Annotated in this window: 23 protein-coding genes; 10 read left to right on the forward strand and 13 right to left on the reverse strand. The window is 36.3% G+C overall.

What is annotated here, in order from left to right; translation table 11 throughout:
* Positions 1 to 238: 238 nt before the first annotated feature.
* From ACP3T3_RS07430 to ACP3T3_RS07465, 8 genes are all read right to left on the reverse strand, one after another.
* Positions 239 to 943 carry a M17 family peptidase N-terminal domain-containing protein gene (locus tag ACP3T3_RS07430; RefSeq protein ID WP_426479273.1) on the reverse strand — a complete coding sequence of 235 codons (705 nt, stop codon included), beginning with the start codon at positions 941 to 943 and terminating at the stop codon, positions 239 to 241.
* A 32-nt stretch (positions 944 to 975) separates the two neighbouring features.
* Complete coding sequence (locus ACP3T3_RS07435; RefSeq protein ID WP_426479274.1) at positions 976 to 1,851, reverse strand: pirin family protein; 876 nt, start codon at positions 1,849 to 1,851, stop codon at positions 976 to 978.
* Between the two features lie 318 nt (positions 1,852 to 2,169).
* The gene (locus tag ACP3T3_RS07440) at positions 2,170 to 2,754 is read right to left on the reverse strand and encodes a Crp/Fnr family transcriptional regulator (protein WP_426479275.1); all 585 of its coding nucleotides are present in this window, start codon (positions 2,752 to 2,754) and stop codon (positions 2,170 to 2,172) included.
* Between the two features lie 10 nt (positions 2,755 to 2,764).
* The gene (locus ACP3T3_RS07445; RefSeq protein ID WP_426479276.1) at positions 2,765 to 3,076 is read right to left on the reverse strand and encodes a hypothetical protein; all 312 of its coding nucleotides are present in this window, start codon (positions 3,074 to 3,076) and stop codon (positions 2,765 to 2,767) included.
* 198 nt (positions 3,077 to 3,274) lie between these two features.
* Positions 3,275 to 3,931 (reverse strand): alpha/beta hydrolase, encoded by a 657-nt coding sequence (locus tag ACP3T3_RS07450; protein ID WP_426479277.1) that lies wholly within the window; start codon positions 3,929 to 3,931, stop codon positions 3,275 to 3,277.
* Between the two features lie 5 nt (positions 3,932 to 3,936).
* Positions 3,937 to 4,890, reverse strand: coding sequence for a VOC family protein (locus ACP3T3_RS07455; protein ID WP_426479278.1), 954 nt, complete (start codon positions 4,888 to 4,890; stop codon positions 3,937 to 3,939).
* Positions 4,891 to 5,052: 162 nt separating this feature from the next.
* A complete protein-coding gene (locus ACP3T3_RS07460; RefSeq protein WP_426479279.1) occupies positions 5,053 to 5,349 on the reverse strand; it encodes a GNAT family N-acetyltransferase in 297 nt (98 codons plus the stop codon).
* Positions 5,350 to 5,552: 203 nt separating this feature from the next.
* Complete coding sequence (locus tag ACP3T3_RS07465) at positions 5,553 to 6,485, reverse strand: ring-cleaving dioxygenase (RefSeq protein ID WP_426479280.1); 933 nt, start codon at positions 6,483 to 6,485, stop codon at positions 5,553 to 5,555.
* 549 nt (positions 6,486 to 7,034) lie between these two features.
* Between ACP3T3_RS07465 and ACP3T3_RS07470 the strand changes: the two genes are divergently transcribed.
* The 5 genes from ACP3T3_RS07470 to ACP3T3_RS07490 all read left to right on the forward strand — a co-directional run bounded on the left by ACP3T3_RS07470 (position 7,035) and on the right by ACP3T3_RS07490 (position 13,162).
* On the forward strand, positions 7,035 to 8,033 hold the full coding sequence (locus ACP3T3_RS07470; protein WP_426479281.1) for an EamA family transporter: 999 nt from the start codon (positions 7,035 to 7,037) through the stop codon (positions 8,031 to 8,033).
* 18 nt (positions 8,034 to 8,051) lie between these two features.
* Positions 8,052 to 9,080, forward strand: coding sequence for a methionine ABC transporter ATP-binding protein (locus ACP3T3_RS07475; RefSeq protein WP_426479282.1), 1,029 nt, complete (start codon positions 8,052 to 8,054; stop codon positions 9,078 to 9,080).
* Entirely contained in the window at positions 9,073 to 9,729 is a 657-nt protein-coding gene (gene metI, locus ACP3T3_RS07480) for a methionine ABC transporter permease MetI (RefSeq protein WP_426479283.1), read from the forward strand. Before ACP3T3_RS07475 ends, metI begins: the two co-directional genes overlap by 8 nt.
* Positions 9,730 to 9,826: 97 nt before the next feature.
* Positions 9,827 to 10,636: a methionine ABC transporter substrate-binding lipoprotein MetQ gene (metQ, locus tag ACP3T3_RS07485; protein WP_426479284.1), complete on the forward strand. Its 810-nt coding sequence runs from the start codon at positions 9,827 to 9,829 to the stop codon at positions 10,634 to 10,636.
* A gap of 315 nt (positions 10,637 to 10,951) precedes the next feature.
* Positions 10,952 to 13,162, forward strand: coding sequence for a glycoside hydrolase family 3 C-terminal domain-containing protein (locus ACP3T3_RS07490; protein WP_426479951.1), 2,211 nt, complete (start codon positions 10,952 to 10,954; stop codon positions 13,160 to 13,162).
* A 468-nt stretch (positions 13,163 to 13,630) separates the two neighbouring features.
* Here ACP3T3_RS07490 and ACP3T3_RS07495 read toward each other — a convergent pair whose 3' ends face one another.
* The 3 genes from ACP3T3_RS07495 to ACP3T3_RS07505 all read right to left on the reverse strand — a co-directional run bounded on the left by ACP3T3_RS07495 (position 13,631) and on the right by ACP3T3_RS07505 (position 18,293).
* The gene (locus ACP3T3_RS07495; protein WP_426479285.1) at positions 13,631 to 15,817 is read right to left on the reverse strand and encodes an outer membrane beta-barrel protein; all 2,187 of its coding nucleotides are present in this window, start codon (positions 15,815 to 15,817) and stop codon (positions 13,631 to 13,633) included.
* Positions 15,818 to 16,199: 382 nt separating this feature from the next.
* The gene (locus tag ACP3T3_RS07500) at positions 16,200 to 16,751 is read right to left on the reverse strand and encodes a DUF2652 domain-containing protein (RefSeq protein ID WP_426479286.1); all 552 of its coding nucleotides are present in this window, start codon (positions 16,749 to 16,751) and stop codon (positions 16,200 to 16,202) included.
* 153 nt (positions 16,752 to 16,904) lie between these two features.
* The gene (locus ACP3T3_RS07505; protein WP_426479287.1) at positions 16,905 to 18,293 is read right to left on the reverse strand and encodes an MFS transporter; all 1,389 of its coding nucleotides are present in this window, start codon (positions 18,291 to 18,293) and stop codon (positions 16,905 to 16,907) included.
* Between the two features lie 143 nt (positions 18,294 to 18,436).
* On the opposite strand from ACP3T3_RS07505, the gene ACP3T3_RS07510 reads away from it, so the two are divergent.
* Positions 18,437 to 18,907 (forward strand): Lrp/AsnC family transcriptional regulator, encoded by a 471-nt coding sequence (locus ACP3T3_RS07510; protein WP_034696927.1) that lies wholly within the window; start codon positions 18,437 to 18,439, stop codon positions 18,905 to 18,907.
* A gap of 179 nt (positions 18,908 to 19,086) precedes the next feature.
* Here the strand turns inward: ACP3T3_RS07510 and ACP3T3_RS07515 are convergent, their stop codons facing one another.
* Both ACP3T3_RS07515 and ACP3T3_RS07520 read right to left on the reverse strand, forming a co-directional pair.
* Positions 19,087 to 19,602, reverse strand: a complete 516-nt coding sequence (locus ACP3T3_RS07515) for a hypothetical protein (RefSeq protein WP_426479288.1) — start codon at positions 19,600 to 19,602, stop codon at positions 19,087 to 19,089.
* 16 nt (positions 19,603 to 19,618) lie between these two features.
* The gene (locus tag ACP3T3_RS07520; protein WP_426479289.1) at positions 19,619 to 20,635 is read right to left on the reverse strand and encodes a hypothetical protein; all 1,017 of its coding nucleotides are present in this window, start codon (positions 20,633 to 20,635) and stop codon (positions 19,619 to 19,621) included.
* A 446-nt stretch (positions 20,636 to 21,081) separates the two neighbouring features.
* Here ACP3T3_RS07520 and mnmE point away from each other — a divergent pair, with 446 nt between their 5' ends.
* From mnmE to ACP3T3_RS07540, 4 genes are all read left to right on the forward strand, one after another.
* Positions 21,082 to 22,467, forward strand: coding sequence for a tRNA uridine-5-carboxymethylaminomethyl(34) synthesis GTPase MnmE (gene mnmE, locus ACP3T3_RS07525; RefSeq protein WP_426479290.1), 1,386 nt, complete (start codon positions 21,082 to 21,084; stop codon positions 22,465 to 22,467).
* Positions 22,468 to 22,727: 260 nt separating this feature from the next.
* A complete protein-coding gene (locus ACP3T3_RS07530) occupies positions 22,728 to 23,093 on the forward strand; it encodes a helix-turn-helix domain-containing protein (RefSeq protein WP_426479291.1) in 366 nt (121 codons plus the stop codon).
* A 955-nt stretch (positions 23,094 to 24,048) separates the two neighbouring features.
* Positions 24,049 to 25,185, forward strand: coding sequence for a tyrosine-type recombinase/integrase (locus ACP3T3_RS07535; RefSeq protein ID WP_426479292.1), 1,137 nt, complete (start codon positions 24,049 to 24,051; stop codon positions 25,183 to 25,185).
* A gap of 12 nt (positions 25,186 to 25,197) precedes the next feature.
* Positions 25,198 to 26,307 (forward strand): hypothetical protein, encoded by a 1,110-nt coding sequence (locus ACP3T3_RS07540; RefSeq protein ID WP_426479293.1) that lies wholly within the window; start codon positions 25,198 to 25,200, stop codon positions 26,305 to 26,307.
* The last annotated feature ends 36 nt before the right edge of the window (positions 26,308 to 26,343 follow it).

The following is a 26,343-nucleotide window of genomic DNA, read 5'->3' on the forward strand; positions in this document are numbered from 1 at the left end:
AAATTCTAATCTAAAGATGGAATCAATTTCATTGATTTTTTCTAAGCTTGTGGATTATCCTTTAACTTCGTTATCGACCTAGCTGCGTTTCTTTGCTTCTTCAAATAAATAATAAAATACAATAACCTGTGTTTTAAAAATAAATTACTTGTTAAATATTTGATCGTAATCAAATATTTCATACAAAAAGCCCCCTTAAAAAAGGAAGCCGGATCAACAATGTAATGAAACTAGGTCATTATTTTTTTTGTACTTCTGAAATGGCATCGGCAATTCCTCCGCCTGCGGTTTCAAAGAAGGCAGGACCAGCCAGAAGATATACTTTTTCCAATTTTTTGGTGGTGGATAATTTATGTTCTTTCAGGTAATTTTCAGAACGGTTCGCATGAACAATTCCTCTTACTACGTTTCCGGCGATTAAAGCGGTTGGTGAATCTATTCCGGCATCTTTCAGGTCGCTGGCAAAGGCAAAATTGGTAACGCCTAATCTCATCGCTTCACGGGCTGCCACTTCTCCTACGGAATTCATTAAATCAGGAGTGAATTTGTTACGATTCCCTAAACCGATCAATAATAATTTCTTTGCAGACATTGATCCTGCAGGAGGCGTAATTAAAATGGTTTCTAAAGAATGTCCCTGGAACTGTCCTGTTTTTCTGATATTGGTCAGTTCTCCCTTTAAAGCCTCATCAAGGTGAACCAACCCATTCAGTTTTGCCGGTAATGCCTGAGCATTGAAGATGTCGCCTTCTGTATATTCGAAAACACAGGCTACCTGAAGCTGGGTATCAGCAGTGGAAGGTCCCTGTACCAATCCTACCATGGAGATTCCGTCTACGGTTCCCCAGTTTTTGGAAGTTCCGATGGCTGTTGTAGTTTGTGAGAAACTCAATGTTGTGAACAGCAGCCCGACAGTGATATATAATTTGCTTAGGATTTTCATGATTTTATACTTTTTAGGTTTTTAAATTATTCTTAAAGGGTCATAGGTACTTCCATCAAAAGGATTTCTGTACTTTCTGTAAGTGCTTTGATATTAATTTCCCGAATATCCCAAACTCCGAATCCATCCCGTTCTTTTAAAATTTCGCCACCCATTTCTGCGCTTCCTTTAAGGATGAAAGCATAGATTCCGTTTCCTTTTTTTCTGATTTGATAATGGGTTTCTTTATTTTTATCAAAAGTTCCCAGATGAAACCATGCATCCTGATGGATCCATACCCCTTCGTCATCAGCATTGGGAGAAAGAATCTGTAGAAACTGATTGTGACTTTTTGTTTTGTCTAAAGTAATCTGGTCATATCTTGGTGTCACGTTTCTTTTTTTCGGATAAATCCAGATCTGAAGGAATTTCACCAGCCTGTCACTGTTTTTATTAAACTCACTGTGCATGATTCCGGTTCCTGCGCTCATCACCTGAATATCGCCGCTTCTGATCACCGCTGTGTTTCCCATGCTGTCCTTATGTTCAAGGTCTCCTTCCAAAGGAATACTGATGATCTCCATATTGTCGTGAGGATGTGTTCCAAAGCCCCTTCCGGCTTCCACTTTATCGTCATTCAGAACTCTTAATACTCCGAAATGCATTCTTTCTGGATTGTAATAATTGGCAAAACTGAAAGTATGCTGGCTCAACAGCCATCCATGATCTGCTTTTCCTCTTGAGTCTGCCCTGTGAATGACGGAGTTTTCTTTTATTTTTGATTCTGTATTGGGAAGATGATTGTATCCGATCGGTTCTAGTGGTTCGATCTCATCGATGTCATTTTTCATAGCACTCGCCAGAGAAGCTGATGCTACAAACATTCCTGTTCCCAATAATCCTTTCTTTAAAAAATCTTTTCTGTCCATATCAGATTGTTATTTGTTCTTGTTTGATAGGACAAATTTAGAAAGACCGGAAACCCTGCACATTTAACTAGTTTAATAAATGACTTTGCAGAAAAAAAATGCCGGATACTTTTGTATCCGGGAATGTGGTTATGATTTAATTATAATGAGTAAATATTTTCTTGTTCTTTTGCCTTGAAGCAAAATGAACCAAAAATTCAAGACTTGGAAACTTCCGCTCCATTTTCTCAGGTCAATACTTATACCCTGTTATAGAATGAAGGTTTATAAATTATTTTTCTTAGGTCATGTGAATGTTCTGCCAGGTCGTATAAAGGGCTATTTCTCCTTTGAAGCAAGACGTTTTCTGATGGTACTTACAAATTCTTTTGAAACGCCAAGATAGGAGGCAATATAATACTGTGCTACTCTTTGGGGAATTGAAGGATATACTTTGATAAATTCAAGGTATCTGTCTGTGGCAGTTTTGGAAATTGTGTCTACCAATCTGCCTTGCAGAGTAGCTAGATTCCGTTGAACTAACATTCTGAAAACCCTCTCGAATTTTGGGACCTCATGCAGTAGTTTTTCTTTTGTCGCAGGATTCAGCATGTAGATTTCCGAATCTTCCAGCGTTTCAATATATACTTTCGAGGGTTTCTGCTCCTGAAATGATGCGATATCACTGATCCACCAATCTTCAATAGCAAACAGAAGAGTGACTTCTGTGCCGTCATCATCCAGACAATACATTCTTATACATCCTTTGTGAATATAGCCTTCAAACTGGCAGATTTCTCCTTCTCTCAGTAAAACTGTTTTCTTAGGAAACGACTGGCAGGCCAGCAGACCGGTAAAAGTTTTTTCTTCTTCCGAAGTGATTGAGATAAATCGTGTAATGTTTTTGAGGATATTTTCGAACATGATGTCAGGTTTACCCCTGCAAATTAGCAAAAAGACTGTAAACTTCGTTCTTTAAAAGTCCGCTTCCTCCTCCATAATGGTCGATTACTTTAACATCTTTGTCTAAACCGGCACAAAATATTTTTATATCTTTCTCAAAATCATCTTCTAAGCCGGAGCTTAAAAGAACAATATCTACAGTATTATTTTTTATGTATTCATAGCAGAAATTTTCATCACTTTGTATTTCTGCAGCCCAACCTTCGTTATTCTCTATAATTCTTTTTAACGTATTGAGAATTTCCTGATTTTTTCCAATGACTAAAAAATGTAATGGTTTCATTTTGTTCAACGTTTATTGACTGTTGATTTAATTTTTTGAAATAAAAGGTTTTTAGCTCTTTATTCTATAAGATTACGGATAGTATAGTTTGGCTGAAGCCAGTGGAATATTTAATTTTTTAAGCGGGCTGAAGCCCGCTCTATTGAATGTTTATTACCTTTTATAACTAAGCATTTTTCTCAAAAGTTTGATATTAACTTATAAACCTTTTGTGGCTTTTACGGTTATATTACCCTGTTTAAATATCAGTGTATTAGCTATTTCAATTTCTTCCTCGTTAATAGAGTGTCCGAAATTGGCATATACTTTTTCTGTTACATCTGCATTCATTTCCCTTAAAATATTGGCTGTAGCATATACTCTTTCTACAGGTACATGAAAATCCGGATTACTGGTTCCCAAGAAGATTGGTGTTCCCGCAAAGTCACCTTTGTAATTTTCACGGTTGATCTTATCTCCTATCACACCGCCAATAATAGCCGCCGCTCCACCAAAATTCTGAGCATTTCGGGCTAAAAACTCTAAGGTAAGACACGCTCCCTGGGAAAATCCGAAAAAGTATATATTTTCAGGGTTAATTCCGGCTTTTACAGCAGCTTGCACTGTTTCTTCAACCATTTCAAGGGCTGATGACAGCCAGGGCTCGTTCTGATCCACCGGTGCCATAAACGAATAGGGATACCAGGTATGGTTCAGAGCTTGTGGCGCTAGCAGGGCATAGTCCTTTACATTCAGATGCTGGGATAAACTCAGGATATCCTGAGCACTTCCACCCCGTCCGTGAACCATGATCAAAGCTTTTTCTGCATGATTTAACGGTATACCTGCTGTTTTTATATTGACAATATGACTCATTATTTTTATCTGAATTTTTCTGTTGGATAATCAATTTTGGGAAGAACTTCATTCAAACGTTCTCTTCTTTTTTCAAACTGCAGCGGCAACATTAGATTTTCTCCTAAAAATGCAGCTTCTTCGTCTGCATCGAACCCGGGACCGGAAGTTGCAATTTCAAACAAAACACCTCCAGGCTCTTTAAAATATACGGAAGTAAAATATTTTCTGTCTTTCACTTCTGTATGCTCCAGTCCGTATGCATTTAATCTTTTTACCATTTCGAGCTGGGATTCCGCATCCGGAGTGGCAAACGCTACATGATGAACAGTTCCTCTTCCGGCTAATCCTTTCAAGGCGTTAGGAATAGAAAGCAGATCTACATATTTCCCCGGCACATTTTCTGTTCCTAATCTCAGTCTGTCCGGACTTTCTTTAATTACTTGATGATCCATCTGAGTGGTCAGAAGAGCTGCTGTTCTTTCGTAAGCATCCTGCCAGATTTCTACGTGATGGATTCCTTTTATGGCATAATCTTTAGGAATAAAGCCGTTGTAATATCCTTTTCTTTCGTCTTTATCGTTAAAAACCAATTCCAGTCCCAACCCATCAAAATCTTCAAGATAAATGAAAACCTCATCAGAAAATCTTTGTTGCGGCTGTTTGAAAGGAATATTAAACTGCTCAAGGCGGTTCATCCAATAATCCAAAGCATCTAAAGAAACTGAAAAAGCAGTGGTATTGAGCATTCCTTTTCCATGTCTGCCATTGATCAGATCTTTACCATAAGGAAAAGTAGTCATAATGGTTCCCGGTGTACCATATTCGTCACCGAAATAAAAATGATAAACATCCGAGTAATCAAAATTGACCGTTTTTTTGACTAAACGAAGTCCCAAAACGCCGGTATAAAAGTCTATATTTTCCTGTGCATTGCCGGTAATTGCCGTTACGTGATGCAGTCCTGTGATAAGTTTCATTGTGTTGAAATTTTTAATTGGTTATTATGATGGGAGGCGAGATTTCGAGATTCGGGATTCGAGTTGATAAGTCTGGAAACAGCTTTATTTATCTTTTGTCTTTCATTTCTATTTTTTAGCCCAAGACTCTCAAACCCTCTCACCCTCGGACTCTCAAACTCACTATAGCTCTTCCTTCAACCACACATCATTGTATTCTTCCGGATGACGTTTGAACTGAGCGTGAACATACGGACACAGCGGGAGAATTTTTAAATCATTTTCTCTTGCGTAGGAAACCAGCCTTTCCAGTAAAATTTTGGCAAAGCCTTTTCCTTCGTATTCAGGATTTACTTCGGTATGGTAAACAGTCAGTTTTTTTCCTATTACTGAGATGTCCATTTTACCTGCTTTATGATTGTTTGAGAAAAGTTGAATTTCTCCTTTTCTTCCTGCTAAAACTATTTCTGTTCTTTCCATTTTTATTTTTTTTAATAGTATTTTTTTAAACGTAAAGTTTTCATGATAATCAAGCATATTGTAAGCTGGCTAAGATTTGAATCAACAAGTTGTTTCGATGAAGCGCTCTGGTATAATTATCTAAAACAAGTTTACATACTTTTAATTCTTTACATTTAAATCTTTATTCAAAATTAGCATCTTTATAAAATATGGCCGATGATCTATGATAAGTTCGGTAAAACTCCTTCTATTTTCTCACGCATTCCTTCGTATTGAACGGGAAGTTTCAGGTTTGTTCCCAACTCATTCAGAGGTTCATCCACAGTGAATCCCGGATTATCGGTTGCTATTTCAAATAAAACACCGCCCGGTTCACGGAAATAGAGTGAGTAAAAATAATCTCTGTTGATCTTTGGAGTGATACTTAATCCAGCAGATAAAGCTTTCTCACGATATTCCATCAAAACATTATCATCTTTTACTCTGAATGCAATATGGTGATTGGTTCCCGCTGCATTTCTTCCGGCAGGAATTGCATCGTTTTCAATAATATCAACAATATTAGCGGTATCAATGGCATCTGTTGCCAGTCTGTATCTTTCTCCATCCTGCTTTTTGAAATCATATCCTAAAATATCTGTCAGAACTTTGATGGTAGGATCTGCTTTTTTTAAGGTTAAAGTGACATTGTGAAAACCTCTTAATGCACTTTCATCCTTGATATCATCTGTTGTCCATACTTTTCTGTTGTCTTCACCGGATGGTTCTATCAACTGTAACTGAAGACCGTCCGGATCTTTAAACGAAATCATTTTTTCTCCAAATATTTCCCCTTCTTCTGTAGCTACATTTAAGTTTTGTAAATGGTTTCTCCAGAATTCAAGGCTTCCTTTCGGTACTGAATATCCGATGTGAGTGGCCATTCCGCTTCCATTGCTTCCTTTTCCTATTCCTTCCCATGGAAAGAAAGTAAGAATGGTTCCCGGAGTTCCGGTTTCATTTCCAAAATAGAAGTGATACGTTCCCGGATCATCAAAATTCACGGTTTTCTTTACGAGTCTTACTCCTAAAACTTTGGTGTAAAAACCTAAATTTCTTTTGGCGTTGTCTGCAATAGCAGTAATATGATGCAGACCTAATATTCTATTGTTCATGTCTTTTAATTTTGATGCTAAATTACAGTGAGCAGAAATCCTGTGCATTTAACTAGTTTAATAAATGTAAAAGCTCCGTTTCAGGCAAGACTCTCCAACCCAACTTTACACAATTCTCAAAAAACTAAACTTATTTTACCTTTTTCACAACCTCAATCACGATACAATTTCTTTATTATTTAAATTAAAAAGTATAAAAACAGATAATAGGTTTTAAACCAATAAAAAAACAAAACACATAACAAAATGATTTACAATACATTGAATCATTAACGATAATTTAATATTCAAAAAGTCTACTTTTTTAGTAGACTAATTAAAATTATATTATATATTTGCAAACGTATTCAGGAAATAAAGCAAATGAAGGCAGAATTAAGAAATAGTTCAATGAAGAAACATACCATCAAAAATATGATGAAGGATATCTGTATGCCTGTGCATCAAGAATACTGTGGTTGACCTTACTTTTATTTAGACATATTTATTAAAGGCTTTACCACACGGTAGAGCCTTTTTCATTGGACACAACAACATTAAAAAATAAAAATGAGCAATTCTAAAAACAAATGGTTGATTCCATTGGCGTTTACAAACATCTATGTGATATGGGGAATTACGTTTTTAGCTATTTCATTTGGCTTAAAAGGTTTTCCGCCATTCATTCTTTCGGGGTTGAGATTTCTGGTTGCCGGAATTCTGATGATCGGGTATCTTCTGTCTAAAGGAGAAAAAGCAAATTCGCTGATCAACTGGAAGAAAAATGCAATTACCGGCATTCTTATTCTTACCGGCGGAACCGGGCTTGTAGCCTGGGGCGAACAATATGTAACGGCTTCTGAGGCAGCAATTTCTATTGCAACAGGACCATTCTGGTTCATTGCAATTGACAAAAAGAACTGGAAATATTATTTTTCGGATAAATTTATTCCGATAGGATTGGTTATTGGTTTTGCAGGATTGATTATGTTTCTAAAAGGAAGTGTACATTCGAATGCTGCTCATGCAATTGCTAATGAAAATCTGCGTATTACTGCATTTGTAGTGTTGGGACTCAGTTCTATTGCATGGGTATTGGGTTCTTTATATTCAAAGAAAAATCCGGCTTCACAATCTACTTTCATGAATATTGCCCAGCAGCTTATAGTAGCAGGATTAGCAGCTTTTCTAATTGCCTTTTTCAGAAAAGAATGGACTGGTTTTTCAGTTTCTTCGGTTCCGTTATCGGCATGGTTTGGGGTTCTATTTTTGATCTTCTTTGGATCGATAGTCGCTTATTTGTCGTACATTTGGCTTCTGTCCGTAAAACCCGCTGCTCTGGTAAGCACCCACACCTACATCAACCCTATTGTAACGGTGATCGCAGGCTGGATGGTTGCCCACCAAAGCATCAATGGAGGTCAGCTGTATGGTTTATTCATCATATTGCTGGGAGTACTTCTAACCAATGTCACCAAGTATTTCAGACTTTCAAAACGGTCCAAGGTCAAAATCAGAAGAGTAAGAAGATTTTTTAACAGAACAGGCAGACGCTATCAGCCTATTTAAAAAGTATATAAAATCAGAATGATAGAAATCAGAAACATTTCAAAAACATTTCATCAGAAAAAGCAGTCTTTCAAAGCACTGGATAAGGTGAGCCTTACCATAGATAAAGGAGATATCGTAGGAATTATAGGATTTTCGGGGGCTGGAAAAAGTACCCTGATCCGTACAGTAAATCTATTGGAAAGACCGGATGAAGGACATATTATTATTAACGGAAAAGATTTTACCAGACTTAATTCCCAACAACTGGCTCAGGAGCGTAAAAAAATAGGAATGATCTTCCAGCATTTCAATCTTCTTTCTTCAAGAACTGTTTTTGATAATGTAGCCCTTCCTCTGGAACTGGATGATACCAGCAAAGACGAAATCAGCAGAAAAGTCAACGAATTATTGAAAATCGTGGGACTTGAAGATAAGGCCAACGATTATCCAAAGAGCCTTTCAGGAGGACAAAAACAAAGGGTAGCCATTGCAAGGGCTCTGGCTAATGATCCTCACCTCTTGCTTTGCGATGAAGCAACGAGCGCACTGGATCCGGCTACAACGCAGTCTATCCTGCAGCTTTTAAGAGATATCAATCAGAGACTGGGGATTACCATCCTTTTAATCACCCACGAAATGGAAGTCATCAAAGCGGTCTGCAACCATGTTGCTGTGATCGACAAAGGAAAATTATTAACAAAAGGAACTGTAAGCGAGATTATTTCGGACAAAGAAAACCCGATCATCCGCCAGTTCATCAATTCAGATATCATGACCCTACCACAGGAATTCATTAGCAGACTGCAGAAAGAACCCAAAGACGGTTTATTTCCGCTGGTCGAAATAGAGCTTAACGAAAACATCAATGTTGAACAGATTCTTTCAGCACTTTATAACCAATATAAAATCCCTTATAAACTTTTAAAGGCAGATGTAGAGTATTTCGGAAACTCCAATTTCGGTAAACTTCTGCTGCAGCTTCAGGGTGAAGCGGAAGAAAACCAACAGGTGATCTATTATTTCAATCAAAATAAAATTCAAAATACAGTAAAAGGATATGCTTAGTGATGCGGTAATTGCCCTTTTGGCAAAAGGAACCTGGGAAACGGTTTATATGACATTTTTATCCGGATTTTTTGGATTTGTACTGGGCCTTCCGGTAGGAATCATGCTGTTTTTAACCAGAAAAGGCCAGCTGCTGGAAAATACTTCCTATCATAGAGGATTGTCTATTCTTGTTAATATTTTCCGTGCAATTCCCTTTATTATCCTGATCGTATGGATGATTCCTTTCACCAGGATTCTGGCAGGAACTTCTATCGGAGTAAATGCTGCTTTGGTTCCGTTAAGTGTGGGTGCGGCTCCGTTTATTGCAAGACTTGTGGAAAACAGCCTTATTGAGGTTCCTCATGGTCTTATAGAAACGGCAAGAGCTCTGGGAGCTTCTCCATTACAGATTATCAGAAAGGTTTTGCTTCCTGAAGCACTTCCTTCTTTAATCAACAATGCAGCCATTACCCTGATCACCCTTGTAGGATATTCAGCGATGGGTGGTGCTGTAGGTGCCGGAGGACTTGGACAGGTAGGTTACCAGTACGGATATATCGGGTATGATATTGTCATTATGAATACGGTTTTAATTTTACTTGTGCTTCTGGTATTTATCATACAGTTTATGGGCGACAGGTTGTCAAAAAGATTTGATCACAGGTAGTTGGGTTGGAGAGAAAATGTGTTGGAGGGTTTGAGGGTTTGAGCGTATGAGAGTTCATTTATCTTTTACCTTAATACCATTTAAAATAAAAAATAGAATGAAAAAAATAAAGATTTTTGGTTTATTGGCTGCGGGGATATTGCTTTTCAGTTCCTGTTCGGGAAGAAAGGATGATCCGAACTTTATCCGTGTAGGAATTACGTATGGCCCGGAGCAGGAAATTGCCGAAGTGGCAAAAAAAGTGGCTAAAGAAAAATACAATCTGGAAGTGGAATTGATCCCTTTCAACGATTATGTCGTTCCCAATGAAGCATTGACTAACGGAGATATTGATGCCAATGCCTTTCAGCATCTTCCTTATTTAACAGAACAGTCCAAGCAGAGAGGTTACAATCTTGTTCCTGTAGGAAATACATTTGTCTACCCTATTATAGCCTATTCAAAAAAGATTAAAAATATCAGTCAGCTGCAGGAAGGCAACACAGTGGTTATTCCCAATGACCCTACCAACGGAGGACGTTCTTTACTTCTTCTGCAGAAAAGTGGTTTGTTGAAATTGAAAGACGGTGTCGGACTTCTACCCAAAGTAACGGATATTACAGAAAACCCGAAGCAGCTTAAAATCATGGAAATTGAAGGAGCCCAGATTCCAAGGGTTTTGGAAGACAGAGACGTTGTGGTTGGGATTATCAATAACAATTTTGCAGCTCAGGCAGGATTAGACTCGGAAAAACAGGGTATCCTAATTGAAGATAAAGACTCCCCGTATGTGAACCTGGTGGTTGCCAGACAGGATAATAAAAACAGCCAGAAGGTAAAAAACTTTGTAAAAGCCTATCAGTCTCCGGAAGTGGAAAAGAAAGCCAAAGAAATCTTCAAAGGAGGTGCTGTGAAAGGATGGAACTGATGAGTTGGAGGGCTTGAGAGTTTTAGAGTGAAAGAATTTGAGTTCCGGGGTTCAGGATTTTGAGATACGGGATTTCGGGATTCGGAGTTTTACTTTTCACCGTAAGATTCTCTTTATTTTTTCTTCATTATAAATAAAAAATTGAATAATGAGCTGTCTGTAAATAATCAGGCAGTTTTTTATTTGCTAAATTTTTATTTTCTCAATTTGAGATAATAAAAATTTTCTTTACTTTTGTTTTTAATCAAACAGAAAGGCATTATGTTAAAGAAAACCGTCATTATAAGTTTATTCATCTTTATTTCTGCTTCTTATATGGCTCAGACCAATACTACCATACCCGTTTATTTAGATGAATCCAAACCTGTAGAACAGCGTATTCAGGATGCATTATCAAGAATGACACTGGAAGAAAAAGTAGCTATGCTTCACGCACAGTCGAAATTCAGTTCTCCGGGGGTTCCAAGATTAGGAATTCCTGAATTCTGGACCACAGATGGCCCGCACGGGGTACGTCCTGAAGTAATGTGGGACGAATGGGATCAGGCCGGATGGACCAACGATTCTATTATCGCCTACCCTGCCCTGACTGCTTTATCTGCAACCTGGAACAAAAAAATGTCATGGAACTATGGTAAAGCTCTGGGTGAAGAAGCCCGCTACAGAAAAAAAGATATCCTTCTGGGACCTGGAGTGAATATTTACAGAACTCCATTGAACGGAAGAAATTTTGAATACATGGGTGAAGATCCTTATCTGACTTCAAAAATGGTAGTGCCCTATATCAAAGGGGTACAATCGAACGGTGTGGCAACTTCTGTGAAACATTATGCTTTAAACAATCAGGAAATGTTCCGTCATACCAGTAATGTGAATGTGGATGACAGAGCGCTTTATGAAATTTATCTTCCACCTTTCAAAGCAGCGGTAACAGAGGGAGATTCATGGACGATCATGGGAGCATATGATATGTACAAAGGTCAGTATGCCAGCCAGAACCAGTATCTTTTAAATGATATCTTAAAGAAAGAATGGAACTATAAAGGCGTAGTAGTATCCGACTGGGGTGCTGTAAACAATACGGAACAGGCTATTCATAACGGCCTTGACCTTGAATTCGGATCATGGACGAACGGACTTTCTGCAGGAACGAAAAATGCCTATGACAATTATTATCTGGCAAAACCTTACCTTGATCTGATTAAAGCAGGAAAAGTAGGAACCAAAGAACTTGATGATAAAGTAACAAGACTGCTTCGTCTTGCTTATAAAACTACGATGAACCGCAACAAGCCTTTCGGAAATATTGCTTCTGAAGAGCATAAGGCGGTTGCCAAAGAAATCGGAGAAGAAGGAATCGTTTTATTAAAAAACCAGGGGAATGTTCTTCCGATTGATATTAATAAGGCTAAAAAGATAGCCGTTATCGGAGAAAATGCCATCAAAATAATGACTGTTGGCGGAGGTTCTTCATCATTAAAAGTAAAATATGAAACGCTTCCTTTAGACGGAATCAAATCCAGATTCGGAAAACAGGCGGACGTACAGTATGCGAGAGGGTATGTGGGTGATATCGGAGGTGAATACAACGGAGTAAAATCCGGACAGGATTTAAAAGATAACCGTTCTGAAGCCGAATTACTGAATGAAGCTGTAGAATTGGCTAAAAAATCAGATTATGTAATTTTCGTAGGCGGACTGAATAAAGCAGATTTCCAGGACAGTGAAGGAAACGACAGAAAAAGCTACGGACTTCCATATAATCAGGATCATGTAATCTCTTCTCTTGCGAAAGCCAATAAAAATCTTGCCGTTGTTCTGGTTTCCGGAAATGCTGTGGCAATGCCGTGGATTAAAGAGGTCCCAACGGTTGTACAGGCCTGGTATCTTGGTTCTGAAGCCGGAAATTCCATTGCCGCCATTTTAGCAGGAGACGCCAATCCTTCAGGAAAACTTCCGTTTACGTTTCCTGTAAAGCTTGAGGACAATTCAGCTCATCAGCTGGGAGAATATCCGGGACAGAAGGATGAACTGGCAGCAGGAAAAGGGAAAGACCAGAAAAACCCTATCAATATCACTTACAACGAAGGCATTTTTGTAGGTTACCGCTGGCATGATACCAAAAATATAAAGCCGCTGTTCAGTTTCGGACATGGATTGAGCTATACCACTTTTGAATTCGGAAAAGCAAAAGCAGACCAGACCACGATTTCACAGGATGGTAAAATTACCTTTACTGTAACCGTTAAAAATACAGGTAAAAAAGCAGGTGCTGAAGTGGCGCAGCTTTATATCAGTGATGTAAAATCATCGGTTCCGCGTCCTGCCAAAGAGCTGAAGGGTTTTGAAAAAGTGTATCTGAATCCTGGAGAGCAAAAAGAAGTGACTTTCACCATTGATAAAACGGCTTTAAGCTATTTTGATGCTCAAAAACACGATTGGGTCGCTGAACCGGGAGATTTTGAAGCGCTGATTGGAAATTCTTCCGATGCTATTAAAACGAAAGTGAAATTTACCCTTAAATAAATGGGAAATTCAATTTGAGAGTATCCGCTCAAAAAAGAATATCTCATATTTTAATAATTTATTTGGTTGAATTAAACAGATCCCGAATTGGGGTCTGTTTTTTATTACTTCCAGATTTCTTGAGAGCTGCTAAATCCGTTCAAGTTTTTCTAACGCAAAGTTTAAATAAAAAAGTAATATTTTTAGGGAGCTATGAAAGCAACTTTGTTACTTAAGAAAGGCTCTGATTGTACGCACGCTTAGAAAGAATCAATTTCATTGATTCAAACCTTTGCTGTCTTAAAATAATAAGAAATTCAGATAAAAACTTTGCGTTAAAAATTTATTCTTTTTTCCCACAGATCACAGAGATTACACAGATTTTTTTAAGACAAATATTAAAGATGGATCTTTTCACTTCCGAACTCAAGCTAAAAAAAGCAGATTTCAATTTGAAACCTGCTTTTATTTTATCTAACAAATCTTGAATTACTTTCCGCCGCCGCCATTTTTCTCTACATCGGTTTTTGTATTTTCTTTTACCTTCTGATTCCCAAAACGTTTTACAAAAGTAAGAGAAACACCGTACCAGTCCCATTTTGAATACTCTCTGAACGTTCCGTCCGGACTATACGTGGTGTTATCACCATAAGGTCTTTTAAAGATGTTCATCAGCTGCATGCTCAGCTCCATCTGGGTTTTCGGAAATATTTTGGTGACTGAAATATTATGAAATACGTTGGTATTATTCGCATAAGAGTTTCCGTTATTCTGATTGGCAAGCTCCATCCATGCACTTATATTAATGTTTTTATTGAACAGATTCGTGTAAGAGACATTTGCGGAAGCTCCCCAGTAACTGACATAATCTTTGCCCCCCAACTTATTTTTCTCATTAAAATCTTTATTATTAATATAGTACCATCCAAATCCGGCATTCACGTTCAGTTTATTTTTCAGGAAGTTCTGATTCGTGTTGGCAAAAAGGTAGTATTTTTCAACCTTCCCGTCGAAGTTTCCAGGTAACGAAACCGTCCTTCCGTTTTCCGTTACGTAAGTCGTCCAATAATCCTGATTCGTGTGCATATATCTTGCAGAAATAAAGTACTTCTTCAGAATTCCTAACTTCAGATAAAGCCGGTCATTGGGATTCGGATTCAGATAAAGATTTCCTCTGGAGTATGTCCCGTTAATTTCAGGCATCAGGAAAGGATTAAATTCAGAATACCATGGTCTCCAGATGCTTCGGTTATAGGTAAGACTCAGATCAAATTTCTCTGAAAAATTGTATTTCAGCAATAGATTGGGAAGAAAAGTTCCGTAAGAATCTCTTCTTTCTGTACCTGCCACATCCTGTCTTACTTTATAATCAATATATTCGTAACGGATTCCGATTCTGGTTTCCAGCTTTTCAAAAAAAGTTTTGCTGTAGTTGGCATATAAAGAGCTCAGCTTATCTTCATAGTGAAATCTGTCGTTTTTAGATAGATTATAATATTCAGATGCAGGATCATTAATACTGAATCCATAAAGGCTGTTGGGGATAACATGATTGTTAATTTCTGTTTTACCACCTACTTCCATAGTACCGCCCGACTTACCCAAAGACTGTGTATAATCAATTTTCAGGTAATAATTACGCATCTGATTTGAACTGATCACTCCAAGCTGCTGATCTGTCTTTATTCCCTGTTTATCAATTTGCTTATCAATTAAATTATCATTGTTATTACCGGAGTAATTGGTTCCTATATTAATATCTAAAATTGTATTCTTTTCTTTATCATAATATTTATAGAAAGCGTTAGTACCCAGATTTCGGCTGAATCCCCAGTTGTTTTGGCTCTGGCGGAAAGATTCACCGGGATCTCCGTCTTTTGAAGTCATTCCTTCAGATTCTGCTGAAAGTAAACTCCTGTTCTGTGAATATTCCAAAACAAGTCCGAAATTATTTTTATCATTGATTTCAAACTCCGAAGTAGAAGAAAGGGAGGGACTTTCATTTCTCATGATATTTTCCAGATTGAATTGGGTAAGCTTATTCCCTTCATACCGGTTATCCCAGGTCTGCATCTTCTGAACGTAATTTCCGTTATTATACCCTCCTATAAAAGTCTGGGTAAATTTTTTCTTATGGTAATTCAGGTTAAAATTCGTGTATTGTGAATTTTTGGTGCTCTGTCTGTTGTTCAGAGAGATGCTTCCTTTCAATCCTTCATCATCCCTTTTTTTAAGGACAATATTGATTACGGAACCAGAAGTTTCATAACGGGAAGACGGGCTGGTAATCACTTCAATCTTCATCAGGTTATCGGCGGGAATTGTTTTAAGATACTCTTTCAACTCCTTCCCTGTAAAAACAGACTTTCTGTCATTGATATACACCGTAACCATCTGTCCTTCAGCTTTTACCTCATCATTATTATCAATGCTCACCAACGGTGTCATTCTAAGCACATCCCATGTTGTATTTCCTGCCAGAATTGCACTATTCGCTACATTAAATACCGTTCTGTCTACTTTGGATTCTACTGTCGGTTTTCTGGCAACCAGCGTAACCGCTTCTATTTCTTTTGCATTTCCTTTTACAGTATCTTTTGCAGCCGGCGTTGCGGCCTGTTGGGCCATTGCTAGTGAGCCTGCTACTATTGCTATTGGAAATATAATTGTTTTCATGTGAATTATAGTTTTTCTATAAGACCACTATATTCACATATTTGTTACATCAAAAATTTAAAAAAATAAAATAAACACCTAGTTCACAATAAGATAACCTGAACGATTTTCAAACATAAATTAAAAAACACTACACATTTTTCAATAAAGCAAGATAAAATAAATCACTTTGATCCCAATTATTCTTAAAAACACTCTGCATCCGTAATTTATTTTTTTTACAGAAAAACTTTAAAATTCATCGTTAGTACCTGAAGCTTTTATTTACAGTATCTGAAAACAAATTGATCATCATCAGGTTTCAAAAGAGAACTTCAATAAAAAAAACCGGATTTCACCCGGGTCCGATAGCAATAGCAAATTTACAAGGATTAAATATATACTAGTTTGCATTTTCAAAATAATGAATAACACCTACTTCAGGAAGATGAAACGGGTCTTGATTAAAATCAGATTTCTGTCTTTTACTGCTTTCCAGAAAAGAATGACTGAACAAGGCATAGGAAGGCTGTTCTGCCACGCCGTTTTTCAATAGCTGGTGGGCTTCCACAATCGTTTTTCCATAGAGTTTTCTGAAATTTCCAATATTGTATTGCGAAAAAGAGCCATAATGAACAATAAACTTGAGAGCCAGATCAATTTTTGTGCTTAAACTCTTACTCAGCTCCTCTATTTTTCTGTTGAAGGCGCTTCTCATTTTCCATAGTATTTTCGAAATACTCTGGTAGGACGGATTTTTATCATAACGGTAAAATAAAATGGCATCTCCCTCAATCTCGGAAATTTCAAAGTACTGATCGTTCACATCAATCAGAGTAGACAATAATTGCCGCACAATATACTCACCTGTATACAATTTTGTATTGAATACAAATTCGGTAAATCCGCTGAAATCCGGAATAAGAATGATTCCCTCCTGTATATTTGTCTTCATAATGATAATGGATTAAAAACCTGATTCATCATTACAGACGAAGCAGATTCAATTTTACCTTATCATTTCGGGTAAAAAAAAACCAAAAAAAAGAACCGACACCTAAGCACCGGTTCTTTCACCATATAGTTTGTATATTTTTAAGACTGTTTATTATGAAACAGCAACTTCTGCATTATTTATTTTTAAGCTTTTCAATATAAAATAGAATAACATGCCGAGCGCCAACAAAGCGTAACTGATCAAGATTATCAGATTCAGGCTTCCCACGGAAAATTCTGAGGGAAAAACCTGGCTCATCAAGGTCATAAATGAAAGCCCAATTCCGGCACCCAAAAAGTAGCTTGTAGAGCTCAAGCTTGATGCCAATCCGTAGTTTGAGGGTTCTACATCCTGGATTCCCATTACTGAAAGCGCGGTAAAACAAAACGTCATTCCTATTCCCGAAATGCATGCCGCTCCCAATAAAACCATTGTCAGCGGATGCCCGGTATATACAGAGATCAGCAATAATAATCCGCCTACCAGCATGAATGACCATCCTGCAATACCCATCTGAGAAGAACCCAGGCGTTTTGAGACCTGCGGCAGAATGAATTTTGCCGTTAAAGCAGATATGATACTGAACGGAACAAGCATTAATCCTGCAGAAGCTGCACTGTACCCCATATCTTTCTGAAGCATCAGTGAAATCAGGAATAAAAACCCGATAAAAAAGGCTCCCAAAGTAAAGAATGCCGCATTGGAAATCACTAAAGACATGTGTTTAAACAGTTTTAAATCTACCAAAGGCTCCGCAACTGCTTTCAAGCGGTAATACACCATAACAAGAAGTACTAATGCCAGAATTAAAGAGCCTGCTACCAGGAAAGGCTGTTCTTTAATATGAAGCAATTCATGGGTTCCGTAAGTCAGGGTTAAAAGCCCGGATACCATCAATATTCCTGAAACCACATCTGTTTTCTGTGCCGTTTCATTTTTCTCATCTGCAGGCAGATAATAATATGACAGCATCAATGTGATGAGAAGAACGGGTACATTAATCAGGAAAACCCAGTGCCAGCTAAGGTAAGTACTGATAATACCTCCTACTGAAAGGCCACTTCCGGAACCGATTGCAGCAAACGAACTGAAAATTCCGATAGCGCGGTTTCTTTCCTGCTCTTCTCTGAATGTATTCGTTACAATAGATAATGCTGACGGCATTACCAATGCAGCACCCAACCCCTGCAAAGCCCGGAATATTGCCAGCACCTCAAAGTTGTGGGACAATCCTGCACCCAATGAAGTCATCATAAAAATCAGCGCTCCGAGTAAAAACATTTTCTTTCTTCCGATCTGGTCCGAAAGTTTCCCGCCAATGATCAGAAAACCGCCAAAGAAAAGCACATACAGTGTCTGCAGCCACTGAACCGTCTCTGCTCCAATCTGAAACTGCTGCTGAATAGAAGGAATTGTTAAATTAATAATGGCAATATCCAAAGCCTCCACAAATGTTCCTACCGATGCTAAAATTAATATTACATTCTTCCTTGTATCCATATTTCAAATTTCCTGCAAAATTAAAATTAACAGAACATATATAAAAATTAAACCTTAAATTTGGAACGATATAAAAAAATTACAATAAATAAAAGAACAATATACCTGATTCACCCTACATCAATCTATAAAAACAGAACAAAATGGCAACTGAAAATTATATCCCCGATGAAAAAGACTTATCTATTCTCCGTCTTCTGCAGAAAGACGCCAAGATGAGTGTCCGTGATATTTCGGCAAGAATCAATTTGAGTCCCACACCTACCCACGAACGCATCAAGCGTATGGAAAAACAGGGAATCATTAAAGAATATACTGCTGTGGTAGACCGTAAAAAAGTCAATAAGGGAATGATGGTGATCTGTATGATCGCTTTAAATGTTCATAACAAAAAAACGGCGGGAAAATTCATTGAGGAAGTTGGGAAACTGAAGGAAGTTGTAGAGTTTTACAACATCAGTGGTGATTTTGATTTTATGCTGAAGATCCTGGCTCCCAATATGGATGAGTTCCATGAGTTTTTTGTGAACAAACTATCAGAAATTGAAGGAATTGGCCAGACCAAGAGTATTTTTGTAATGAACAGCATTAAGGAAAGTGCTCAGATTGTTTAAAACAGGAAATAAAAAAGAGGCTATCTCAAAAGTGTCATTCTGAGCACAGGAATGCAGTGAAGAACCTGCTATAATTAATTATCAATAAGATTCTTACCGCATCAGAAATCGAAGATTCGACGAAGCCAATAACAAAAGCTGAATCTGGTTTCTGAGACAGCCTCTTTTTATTATTTTAACTATTTCCAGTAATTCCAGACTGAGCCATCAAATACAGCCAGCGTTTTACTGGATGTATCATAGCAGATCATACCCGGATAAGGATTTTTAACGTTAAGATGTGGTGCTGCCACTTTTGGAAGAATCATTGCTTTATTCTGAGATTCCAGAACCAGCACTCCATCTGCAGTACTTGAAGGTTCTCCCATAATCACTCCTTTACCCGACTCCGCGGAATTGTTGACAATAACCGCAGTTGAATTCCCAGCCTCTGATAAGGATTTCCAAGTATCATTCTCATATACTTTCACGATATTGTCTGTCTTATCAAAGATGAATGTTCCGTTCACCAAAGATCCTGTGGGCAGCCCTGAGGTAGCCGGAAGAATCAGTCCTTTTGTATTTCCGGATATATTATCAAAATCCAGGACAGTACTGGTTCCATCCACTACCTGTTTGCCAATCGCAACCTGGGCAAAAAATGAATTAAAAACAAACAGAGCCGCTGCTATACTTATATTTTTTATATTTTTCATACTATTTACGGTTATATTAATCATTACAGCTTTTTTGTACACATTTCCATTCAGTTCCGTTGTAAAGCTTTATGCATTTATCCTGAATATCATAAAGAAGCATTCCTTCCTTCGGATCTGCAATGGCATCCCCGGGTTGCGGCGTCTGACTGACATGCTGAACTCTGGTAATAACAAATCCTTTATTCTTTGATTCCATGGCTAAAAATCCGTTAGGGATATTTTCCGGCCATGCATTGCTTTTCTGCTGTACAGTAATTCCAAACCTGGTATATCCGTCAGGGGTTCCGGGAGTTGCAGGCTTAGTACATACTCCGTCGATATCATCAATGATTACCGGAGCGTTCCCACAGCTTGTTTTATCTTCCGACAAGCCTTCAGGCCAGAGAGACGGGCACATTGCTTTTGTTGCATTCGGTCCGCAGAAGCTGGAATTTCCCATTCCCAAACCTGTCACAGTTCCCATAGCAATAGTTACGATCTGACTGTCATCACTGATAATGGAAGCACCCCCTCCTCCACTTACATCTGCTTTGGCGATACAGTAAGCCTTACCGGTAGGAACGCCTACATATTCAACTGACGGATAGGTGGTAGACTGCTGGGTAAACGTTCCGCATATCTCCACTACGCTGCTTGTTCCCATCTCGATCACCGAAGTTGTTCCCGGAAAAAAGCCGCCAAAGGTTGGATCTTCCTGAATTACCGAGCCCACCAACGATAAGAATGATTTGGTTCCCAGCTTAATTTTTGAATTTTTCTGAGAGCCGAAAGATCCTACTTTTACAGTCCCTGTAGACTGAACACTTGCTCCATCCCCAATTTCTAAAACCCCATCAACCTGAATACTATTAGACTGCAGCTGTCCGGATTGAATGATAAGTGCTGCTCCGTTCGGAATGCTAATATTCGTACTTACACTCAGCGTTCCGTTTAGACAATAGGTATTTCCACTTGTCATGGCCTGCCCCGTATAAGGAATACACTGGGCATAGGCCACAGCACCCAGGGCAAGCATTAATAAAAAAGCCATTTTTTTATTAAAATTTAAAAAAAATAAATTATTCATGTACATTTACAATATTTTAACAGATTATTATTAATTAAATAAAAAATATTTAAATTTTCAATATCACGGAACGACTATGCAACAATTAACATACCAAATATGTGTTTAATTTTCATAAAATTACAGAATGCTTCACCATACCGTGTATTTTCCAACACCCTCGAAAACAGAATTAAAATACTATATAACAGATTGTTACAACTTAAAAATGTAGTTTTATTTTAAAACAATTATTTCATATTATTTAAATTCAAATATTACTTTTCCTAAATAATTAAAGTATAGTTTAATAAAAGAATGCATTTTAGAGCATTCCTATTGACAGTACAAATATCCAAATGATGAAACGATAGATAATCTGAATAACAGACCTCAATGAGAATTTATATTAAAAACCGTAAATTTGCAGCATGAATAACGATACGATATGTGCACTGGCTACGGCCAATGGAATAGGTGCTTTAGGCATCATCAGAGTTTCAGGAAATGAGGCTTTATCTGTAGTTCAGAAAAATTTTCCGGCTAAAAACCTGGCAAAACAGAAGTCCCATACCATTCATTACGGTTATTTTATGGATGAGGAAGAGGCTATTGATGAAGTAATGCTTTCCATCTTTCTGGCACCGAAAAGTTTCACTACCGAAAATTCTGTAGAGATTGCTTTTCACGGGTCTCCACATATCGGAAAACGTATTCTGGAAACTCTTATTAAAAACGGAGCGAGAATGGCCAAAGCAGGAGAATTTACACTCCGCGCCTTTATCAACGGAAGAATTGACCTTTCGCAGGCAGAAGCAATTGCAGATGTGATTGCTTCTGAGAATGAAGCTTCAAGAAAGGTTGCCATCAATCAACTGAAAGGAGGAATTACCAATGAAATATCTCTGTTAAGAACTGATCTTTTAAATTTCGTTTCTTTAATTGAGCTGGAGCTTGATTTTGCTGAGGAAGATGTAGAGTTTGCAGACAGAACTGCTCTGACCGGATTACTGGATAAAATTGAATTAAAATTAAACTCCCTGATTGAAAGTTTCCAATACGGAAATGCCATAAAAAACGGAACTGCCGTTGCCATCATCGGAAAACCAAATGCCGGAAAATCTACTCTTTTGAATTCTCTTCTGAAGGAAGAAAGGGCGATTGTAAGCAATATTGCAGGAACCACAAGAGATACGATTGAGGAAGTGCTCCATATTAAAGGACACGCCTTCCGGCTGATTGACACTGCCGGACTTCGTGAAACGGTGGATGAAATTGAAGCCATTGGGGTAAAGAAGGCTAAAGAAAAAGTAGAAAATGCCCATATTCTGGTTTATCTGGCAGATGCTGCTACAGAAAACTTTTCTGAAGACATTGAAATGATCCGGTCTCTTTTGAGAGAAGATCTTAAACTGATCATCTGTGCTACAAAAATAGATGAAGTTACTCCTACAAAATACGAATCGGTAGAGGGCATCTTTAGAAATGCCATTTCTCACGAGTTTGATTTCATTAAGATTTCTGCAGTTGAAAACCAAAATATCCAGGATCTTACCAATGAACTTTCATCTTATGTTGAGCATTTAAAATCAGAAGAAAATAATGTTGTCATCACCAATCAACGTCACTTCGAAGCTCTGAAAAAGTCTCTGGATGCCGTTCATAAAGTAAAAGAAGCGATCTCTTTCCAGATCTCTACGGAATTACTGGCATATGAGCTTAGAAACGCCCTGGAACATCTCGGAGAAATTTCCGGGGAAGTGACCAATGACGAGGTGCTGGGAAATATTTTCTCTAAGTTTTGCATTGGAAAGTAATCGCTGATTTCTAATCATCATAATACAATAATACAACCCGCATTAATAAAGGAAAAACAGAAAGTGTTAATTGACATTTTCTGACATTTGTTGACATATTTTATACCACTAAATGTGATACTCCGTTGTTTTTAATCTCTAAAAAAATGAATTTTAGGATACTCTAAGAGAAATTTAAAAGGTAAATAATCGTAGATACACGCAAATACCGCTAAATACAGGGAGAGATTATTAACATATAGAAAATCGGAAAGTATCAAATGAGCAGTAACATTAGGATTGAGAAGATTTGTATCTTCTGTAAAGAGAAATTCATTGCTAAAACATTCTCTACAAAGTATTGTACTCACAGTTGTAATCAAAAAGATTATAAGAAAAAAGTAAAGGAAGAAAAAATACGAAAATCAAAAGAGGAATTCCAAACGGAGGTAAAACTGAAACAACTAAAAGTGGTTTCTATTGAAGATGTTCAGAAGAAAATATATCTCACTATAAAGGAAGTTTGTTTGTTAATGAATATCTCTGAATCTACAATCAGAAAATTGATTAAAAACGGAGAACTAAAAACAATCCGTGTAGGGAAGAAATATTTTCTTTTGAAATCAGAATTGAGTAATATCAGTTGAGATAATTCTTCAAACATTCAAATTTTACAATGTTATAAACTCATAAATGGTTTTAAATGTATTTTTAATGGAATTATACAGATGAACACATTTAATATGTTGTAACTTCTTTAAAAACCGTAAATGGTGTTTAACTGTTATTTTCTTAATAGTTGGTTGAGTTGGTTGTTAACTTAATTATTCTTTGTTAAATGTAGTTGCGTATATGTATATAATATATACCATTGAATATGAATATATTATATAAGTATATGTTATATATAATATAGGAGATATTATAAAGAGGATATTTTATACGTAGTAGTAGTAGTAGTAGTAGTAGTAGTAGTAGTAGTGAATTTAAACAGTAAAATAGTAGTAAATACAACAAATAACATAGATAAAAAAAGGAATTCAGCCGAAAATCACTAATTTTTAGGGAGGTTAAAGAAAATTAAGTAGTAGATTTTAATACGAATAGGAGTTTACTGCTATGAGGTTTAAAATTTAGTAGTTGATTTTCAATTTTATCAACTATAATAAATATCAAATGATAATATAGAACAAAAAATTAGATGTGTTCTCGATGATGAAAATACAATTACGATGAAATTTATATCGAAGATTCATTTAATGTGGAGAACAAAGAGAAAAATAAGTTTACAGAATTGTTGTAATTTAAAAATAAAAGTAAGGACTTTACACCACCTTACAATTGAGGTGGTCGAAAATTTATTTAACAATGTAAAGAGAATCCAAACGATAAGTTTGGATTTTTTTGTGTTTAAAATTAGGTAAGTAATCAATACAAACCACACCCACTTAACAGCTGTTAGAATGTGGTTAGTTTCACTAATAGAAAGTGAACTAATAATTTACAAATCTATGTAATTAGGTTGATACCGCACGTTTACTGTTGTCTCCGAACTGGCATAGGGGGAATGTTACATCATAATTCGTAACAAAACCTAAGAAAATGAGAGTTTATTTAAGAACAAGAGAGGGGCAATTAAGTAAAAAAAGTATTGAGAAAGGACGTGTAAAAATGAACAGTCTGTACTTACTTTATATTGATGAAAACAAAAAAAGACTAACAGATTGGTTAAGTTTATATCTTTATGATAAACCTAAGAATATAATAGAAAAAGACCACAACAAGGAAACTTGGCAACTTGCTGAATCAATAAAAGCACAAAAGGTGTTGGAATTTAATTCGAGAAAACATGGATTTGTAAGTAGTGTGAGTGGTAAGATTGGATTTCTGAACTACTTTAATGAATTGGTTGAAAAGAAATATGATTCAAAAGGGACACACGGAAATTGGTTTAGTACATTGAAACATTTAACCGTTTTTTGTAAAGGGGTAGATATTCAGATTTCCAAAATAGATGAAACATTCTTAGAGAATTTTAAAGAATATCTTTTGAAAGAAAAAATTTCAAATAACGGAGGAAGATTATCACAGAATACGGCGTTATCATACTTCAATAAGGTAAGAACGGCGTTGAAAGAAGCTCATAGAAATAAAATGATTTCTGAGAATCCAATATTAAGAGTTAAAACGATAAAGGAGAAAGAAACCAATAGAGAGTATCTTACTTTGGAAGAATTACAAAAGTTAGTAAAAACAGATTGTGAAATACCCATTTTGAAACAATCATTTATTTTTAGTTCACTTACAGGATTGAGATTTTCTGATGTGAAATCTTTGAAGTGGAAAAATCTCTACTACGATTCTGAAAATGGTTGGATTTTAAAATATACACAACAGAAAACTAAAGCAGTAGAGAATCTTCCGATAAGTGAACAGGCTGTAAAACTTCTTGGAGAAAGAAAAGATGATGATGTATTATTGTTTGAGAATTTAACGTACAGTGCCTACCACAACAAAAAATTACACAAATGGGTAAAGGACGCAGGAATTGATAAACACATTACTTATCACAGTTCACGACATACATTTGCTACACTACAACTAACAATGAATACAGATATTTACACCGTTAGTAAACTGTTAGGACACCGACATCTGAAAACCACAGAAATCTATGGAAAAGTAATTGATAAAAAGAAAATAGACGCAGTATCTAAAATTCCTGATTTATATTTGTAGAAATACAATTTAATGGATTCTTTTGAAGAACAGCAATATTTAGAATCAAAACTTAGATTTGATAGAGGAGCAGTTTGGTTAAAATTAGTAAATAGTAAACCACAGACTAAAGATTATATTAAATCTATTGAAAATAAATTTTGTGAAATTGAAGATTACGGAGAGAAATTATTATTTTGGAAAAATAATAATCTTTCTCTGTTTAAACTTCAATATGAATTCACAATCTATAATGAGAACAATGAGGAAGTAAATCCTGTTATATCTCTAATTCCAGAACATAAAACGGAGAAACTACAATATTTAAACTTTATTATTGAAGAATGTTATGAGGAATACTGTAATAATCCGAAGAAATATAATTTTGAAACAGTTCCTTTTGAACAACTTACAAAACGTTTTTTTGAATCAAATGTCAGTCGTGAAAAGTTTATAAGATTTGAAGAAAATTCAACAAAAGATAGAATTAAGGAAACAGGAGTTAGTGTAGATGTATATAACTACATAAAGTTTAAAGAAAGAGAACCTAATGTTTTCTCAGATTTAAACTTTATTGATGTTGTAATTCCTACAACACTACAATATTTCGCTATTGAACTGTCTTATGTGTATGATTACATAAAGTATCTGATATTTCTTAAATCACAAAATAAAAAAGAAATTTCAGTTGATGAGGTTTTTTCTGAAAACAAAACTTTCAACTCAACTTATGATATTCCAAAATTAAGGAATATACAATCTTTATTAGAAGAAGAAAATATTATTCAGAAAATGAATTTTGAAGATTTTAAACTGATTTTTACTGAAACTTCTTTGAAGGAAATTAAAAATAAAATTGTGTGGTTACCATTATCAACAAAAGGAATTGATTGGGATAGTTTAGTAATTTTTCTAAAAAATATATGTGGATTTTCTGATACATATTTGAACAATAGCACAATCTCTTTACTTACGGAAAAAATTGGAAGATGTTTTGAACCCGAAAATGAAAATGAAACTGGGTTTAATTATAGTAATAGTATTCCACGTTCTATTAGACGTTTGAAAGAAAATAATTTTAAACCGAATAGAACAAATAAAATATATCAAAAAATAGAAGATATTTTTTCAAAGATTTTCTAATGCACAAACCGTGCATTACACGTTCATTTCACAAAT

The organism is Chryseobacterium sp. CBSDS_008, from assembly GCF_049959325.1.
Classification (GTDB): domain Bacteria; phylum Bacteroidota; class Bacteroidia; order Flavobacteriales; family Weeksellaceae; genus Chryseobacterium.

Bases quoted from the DNA above. Each gene is read 5' to 3' on its own strand.
- metQ (WP_426479284.1), top strand. From the start codon at position 9,827: ATGAAAAAAATAAAGATTTTTGGTTTATTGGCTGCGGGGATATTGCTT.
- ACP3T3_RS07520 (WP_426479289.1), bottom strand. From the start codon at position 20,635: ATGGCTTTTTTATTAATGCTTGCCCTGGGTGCTGTGGCCTATGCCCAG.
- mnmE (WP_426479290.1), top strand. From the start codon at position 21,082: ATGAATAACGATACGATATGTGCACTGGCTACGGCCAATGGAATAGGT.
- ACP3T3_RS07505 (WP_426479287.1), bottom strand. From the start codon at position 18,293: ATGGATACAAGGAAGAATGTAATATTAATTTTAGCATCGGTAGGAACA.
- ACP3T3_RS07460 (WP_426479279.1), bottom strand. From the start codon at position 5,349: ATGGAAAGAACAGAAATAGTTTTAGCAGGAAGAAAAGGAGAAATTCAA.
- ACP3T3_RS07535 (WP_426479292.1), top strand. From the start codon at position 24,049: ATGAGAGTTTATTTAAGAACAAGAGAGGGGCAATTAAGTAAAAAAAGT.
- ACP3T3_RS07495 (WP_426479285.1), bottom strand. From the start codon at position 15,817: ATGAAAACAATTATATTTCCAATAGCAATAGTAGCAGGCTCACTAGCA.
- ACP3T3_RS07440 (WP_426479275.1), bottom strand. From the start codon at position 2,754: ATGTTCGAAAATATCCTCAAAAACATTACACGATTTATCTCAATCACT.
- ACP3T3_RS07515 (WP_426479288.1), bottom strand. From the start codon at position 19,602: ATGAAAAATATAAAAAATATAAGTATAGCAGCGGCTCTGTTTGTTTTT.
- ACP3T3_RS07540 (WP_426479293.1), top strand. From the start codon at position 25,198: ATGGATTCTTTTGAAGAACAGCAATATTTAGAATCAAAACTTAGATTT.
- ACP3T3_RS07430 (WP_426479273.1), bottom strand. From the start codon at position 943: ATGAAAATCCTAAGCAAATTATATATCACTGTCGGGCTGCTGTTCACA.
- ACP3T3_RS07435 (WP_426479274.1), bottom strand. From the start codon at position 1,851: ATGGACAGAAAAGATTTTTTAAAGAAAGGATTATTGGGAACAGGAATG.
- ACP3T3_RS07445 (WP_426479276.1), bottom strand. From the start codon at position 3,076: ATGAAACCATTACATTTTTTAGTCATTGGAAAAAATCAGGAAATTCTC.
- ACP3T3_RS07450 (WP_426479277.1), bottom strand. From the start codon at position 3,931: ATGAGTCATATTGTCAATATAAAAACAGCAGGTATACCGTTAAATCAT.
- ACP3T3_RS07475 (WP_426479282.1), top strand. From the start codon at position 8,052: ATGATAGAAATCAGAAACATTTCAAAAACATTTCATCAGAAAAAGCAG.
- ACP3T3_RS07490 (WP_426479951.1), top strand. From the start codon at position 10,952: ATGGCTCAGACCAATACTACCATACCCGTTTATTTAGATGAATCCAAA.
- ACP3T3_RS07470 (WP_426479281.1), top strand. From the start codon at position 7,035: ATGAGCAATTCTAAAAACAAATGGTTGATTCCATTGGCGTTTACAAAC.
- ACP3T3_RS07530 (WP_426479291.1), top strand. From the start codon at position 22,728: ATGAGCAGTAACATTAGGATTGAGAAGATTTGTATCTTCTGTAAAGAG.
- ACP3T3_RS07510 (WP_034696927.1), top strand. From the start codon at position 18,437: ATGGCAACTGAAAATTATATCCCCGATGAAAAAGACTTATCTATTCTC.
- ACP3T3_RS07465 (WP_426479280.1), bottom strand. From the start codon at position 6,485: ATGAACAATAGAATATTAGGTCTGCATCATATTACTGCTATTGCAGAC.
- metI (WP_426479283.1), top strand. From the start codon at position 9,073: ATGCTTAGTGATGCGGTAATTGCCCTTTTGGCAAAAGGAACCTGGGAA.
- ACP3T3_RS07500 (WP_426479286.1), bottom strand. From the start codon at position 16,751: ATGAAGACAAATATACAGGAGGGAATCATTCTTATTCCGGATTTCAGC.
- ACP3T3_RS07455 (WP_426479278.1), bottom strand. From the start codon at position 4,890: ATGAAACTTATCACAGGACTGCATCACGTAACGGCAATTACCGGCAAT.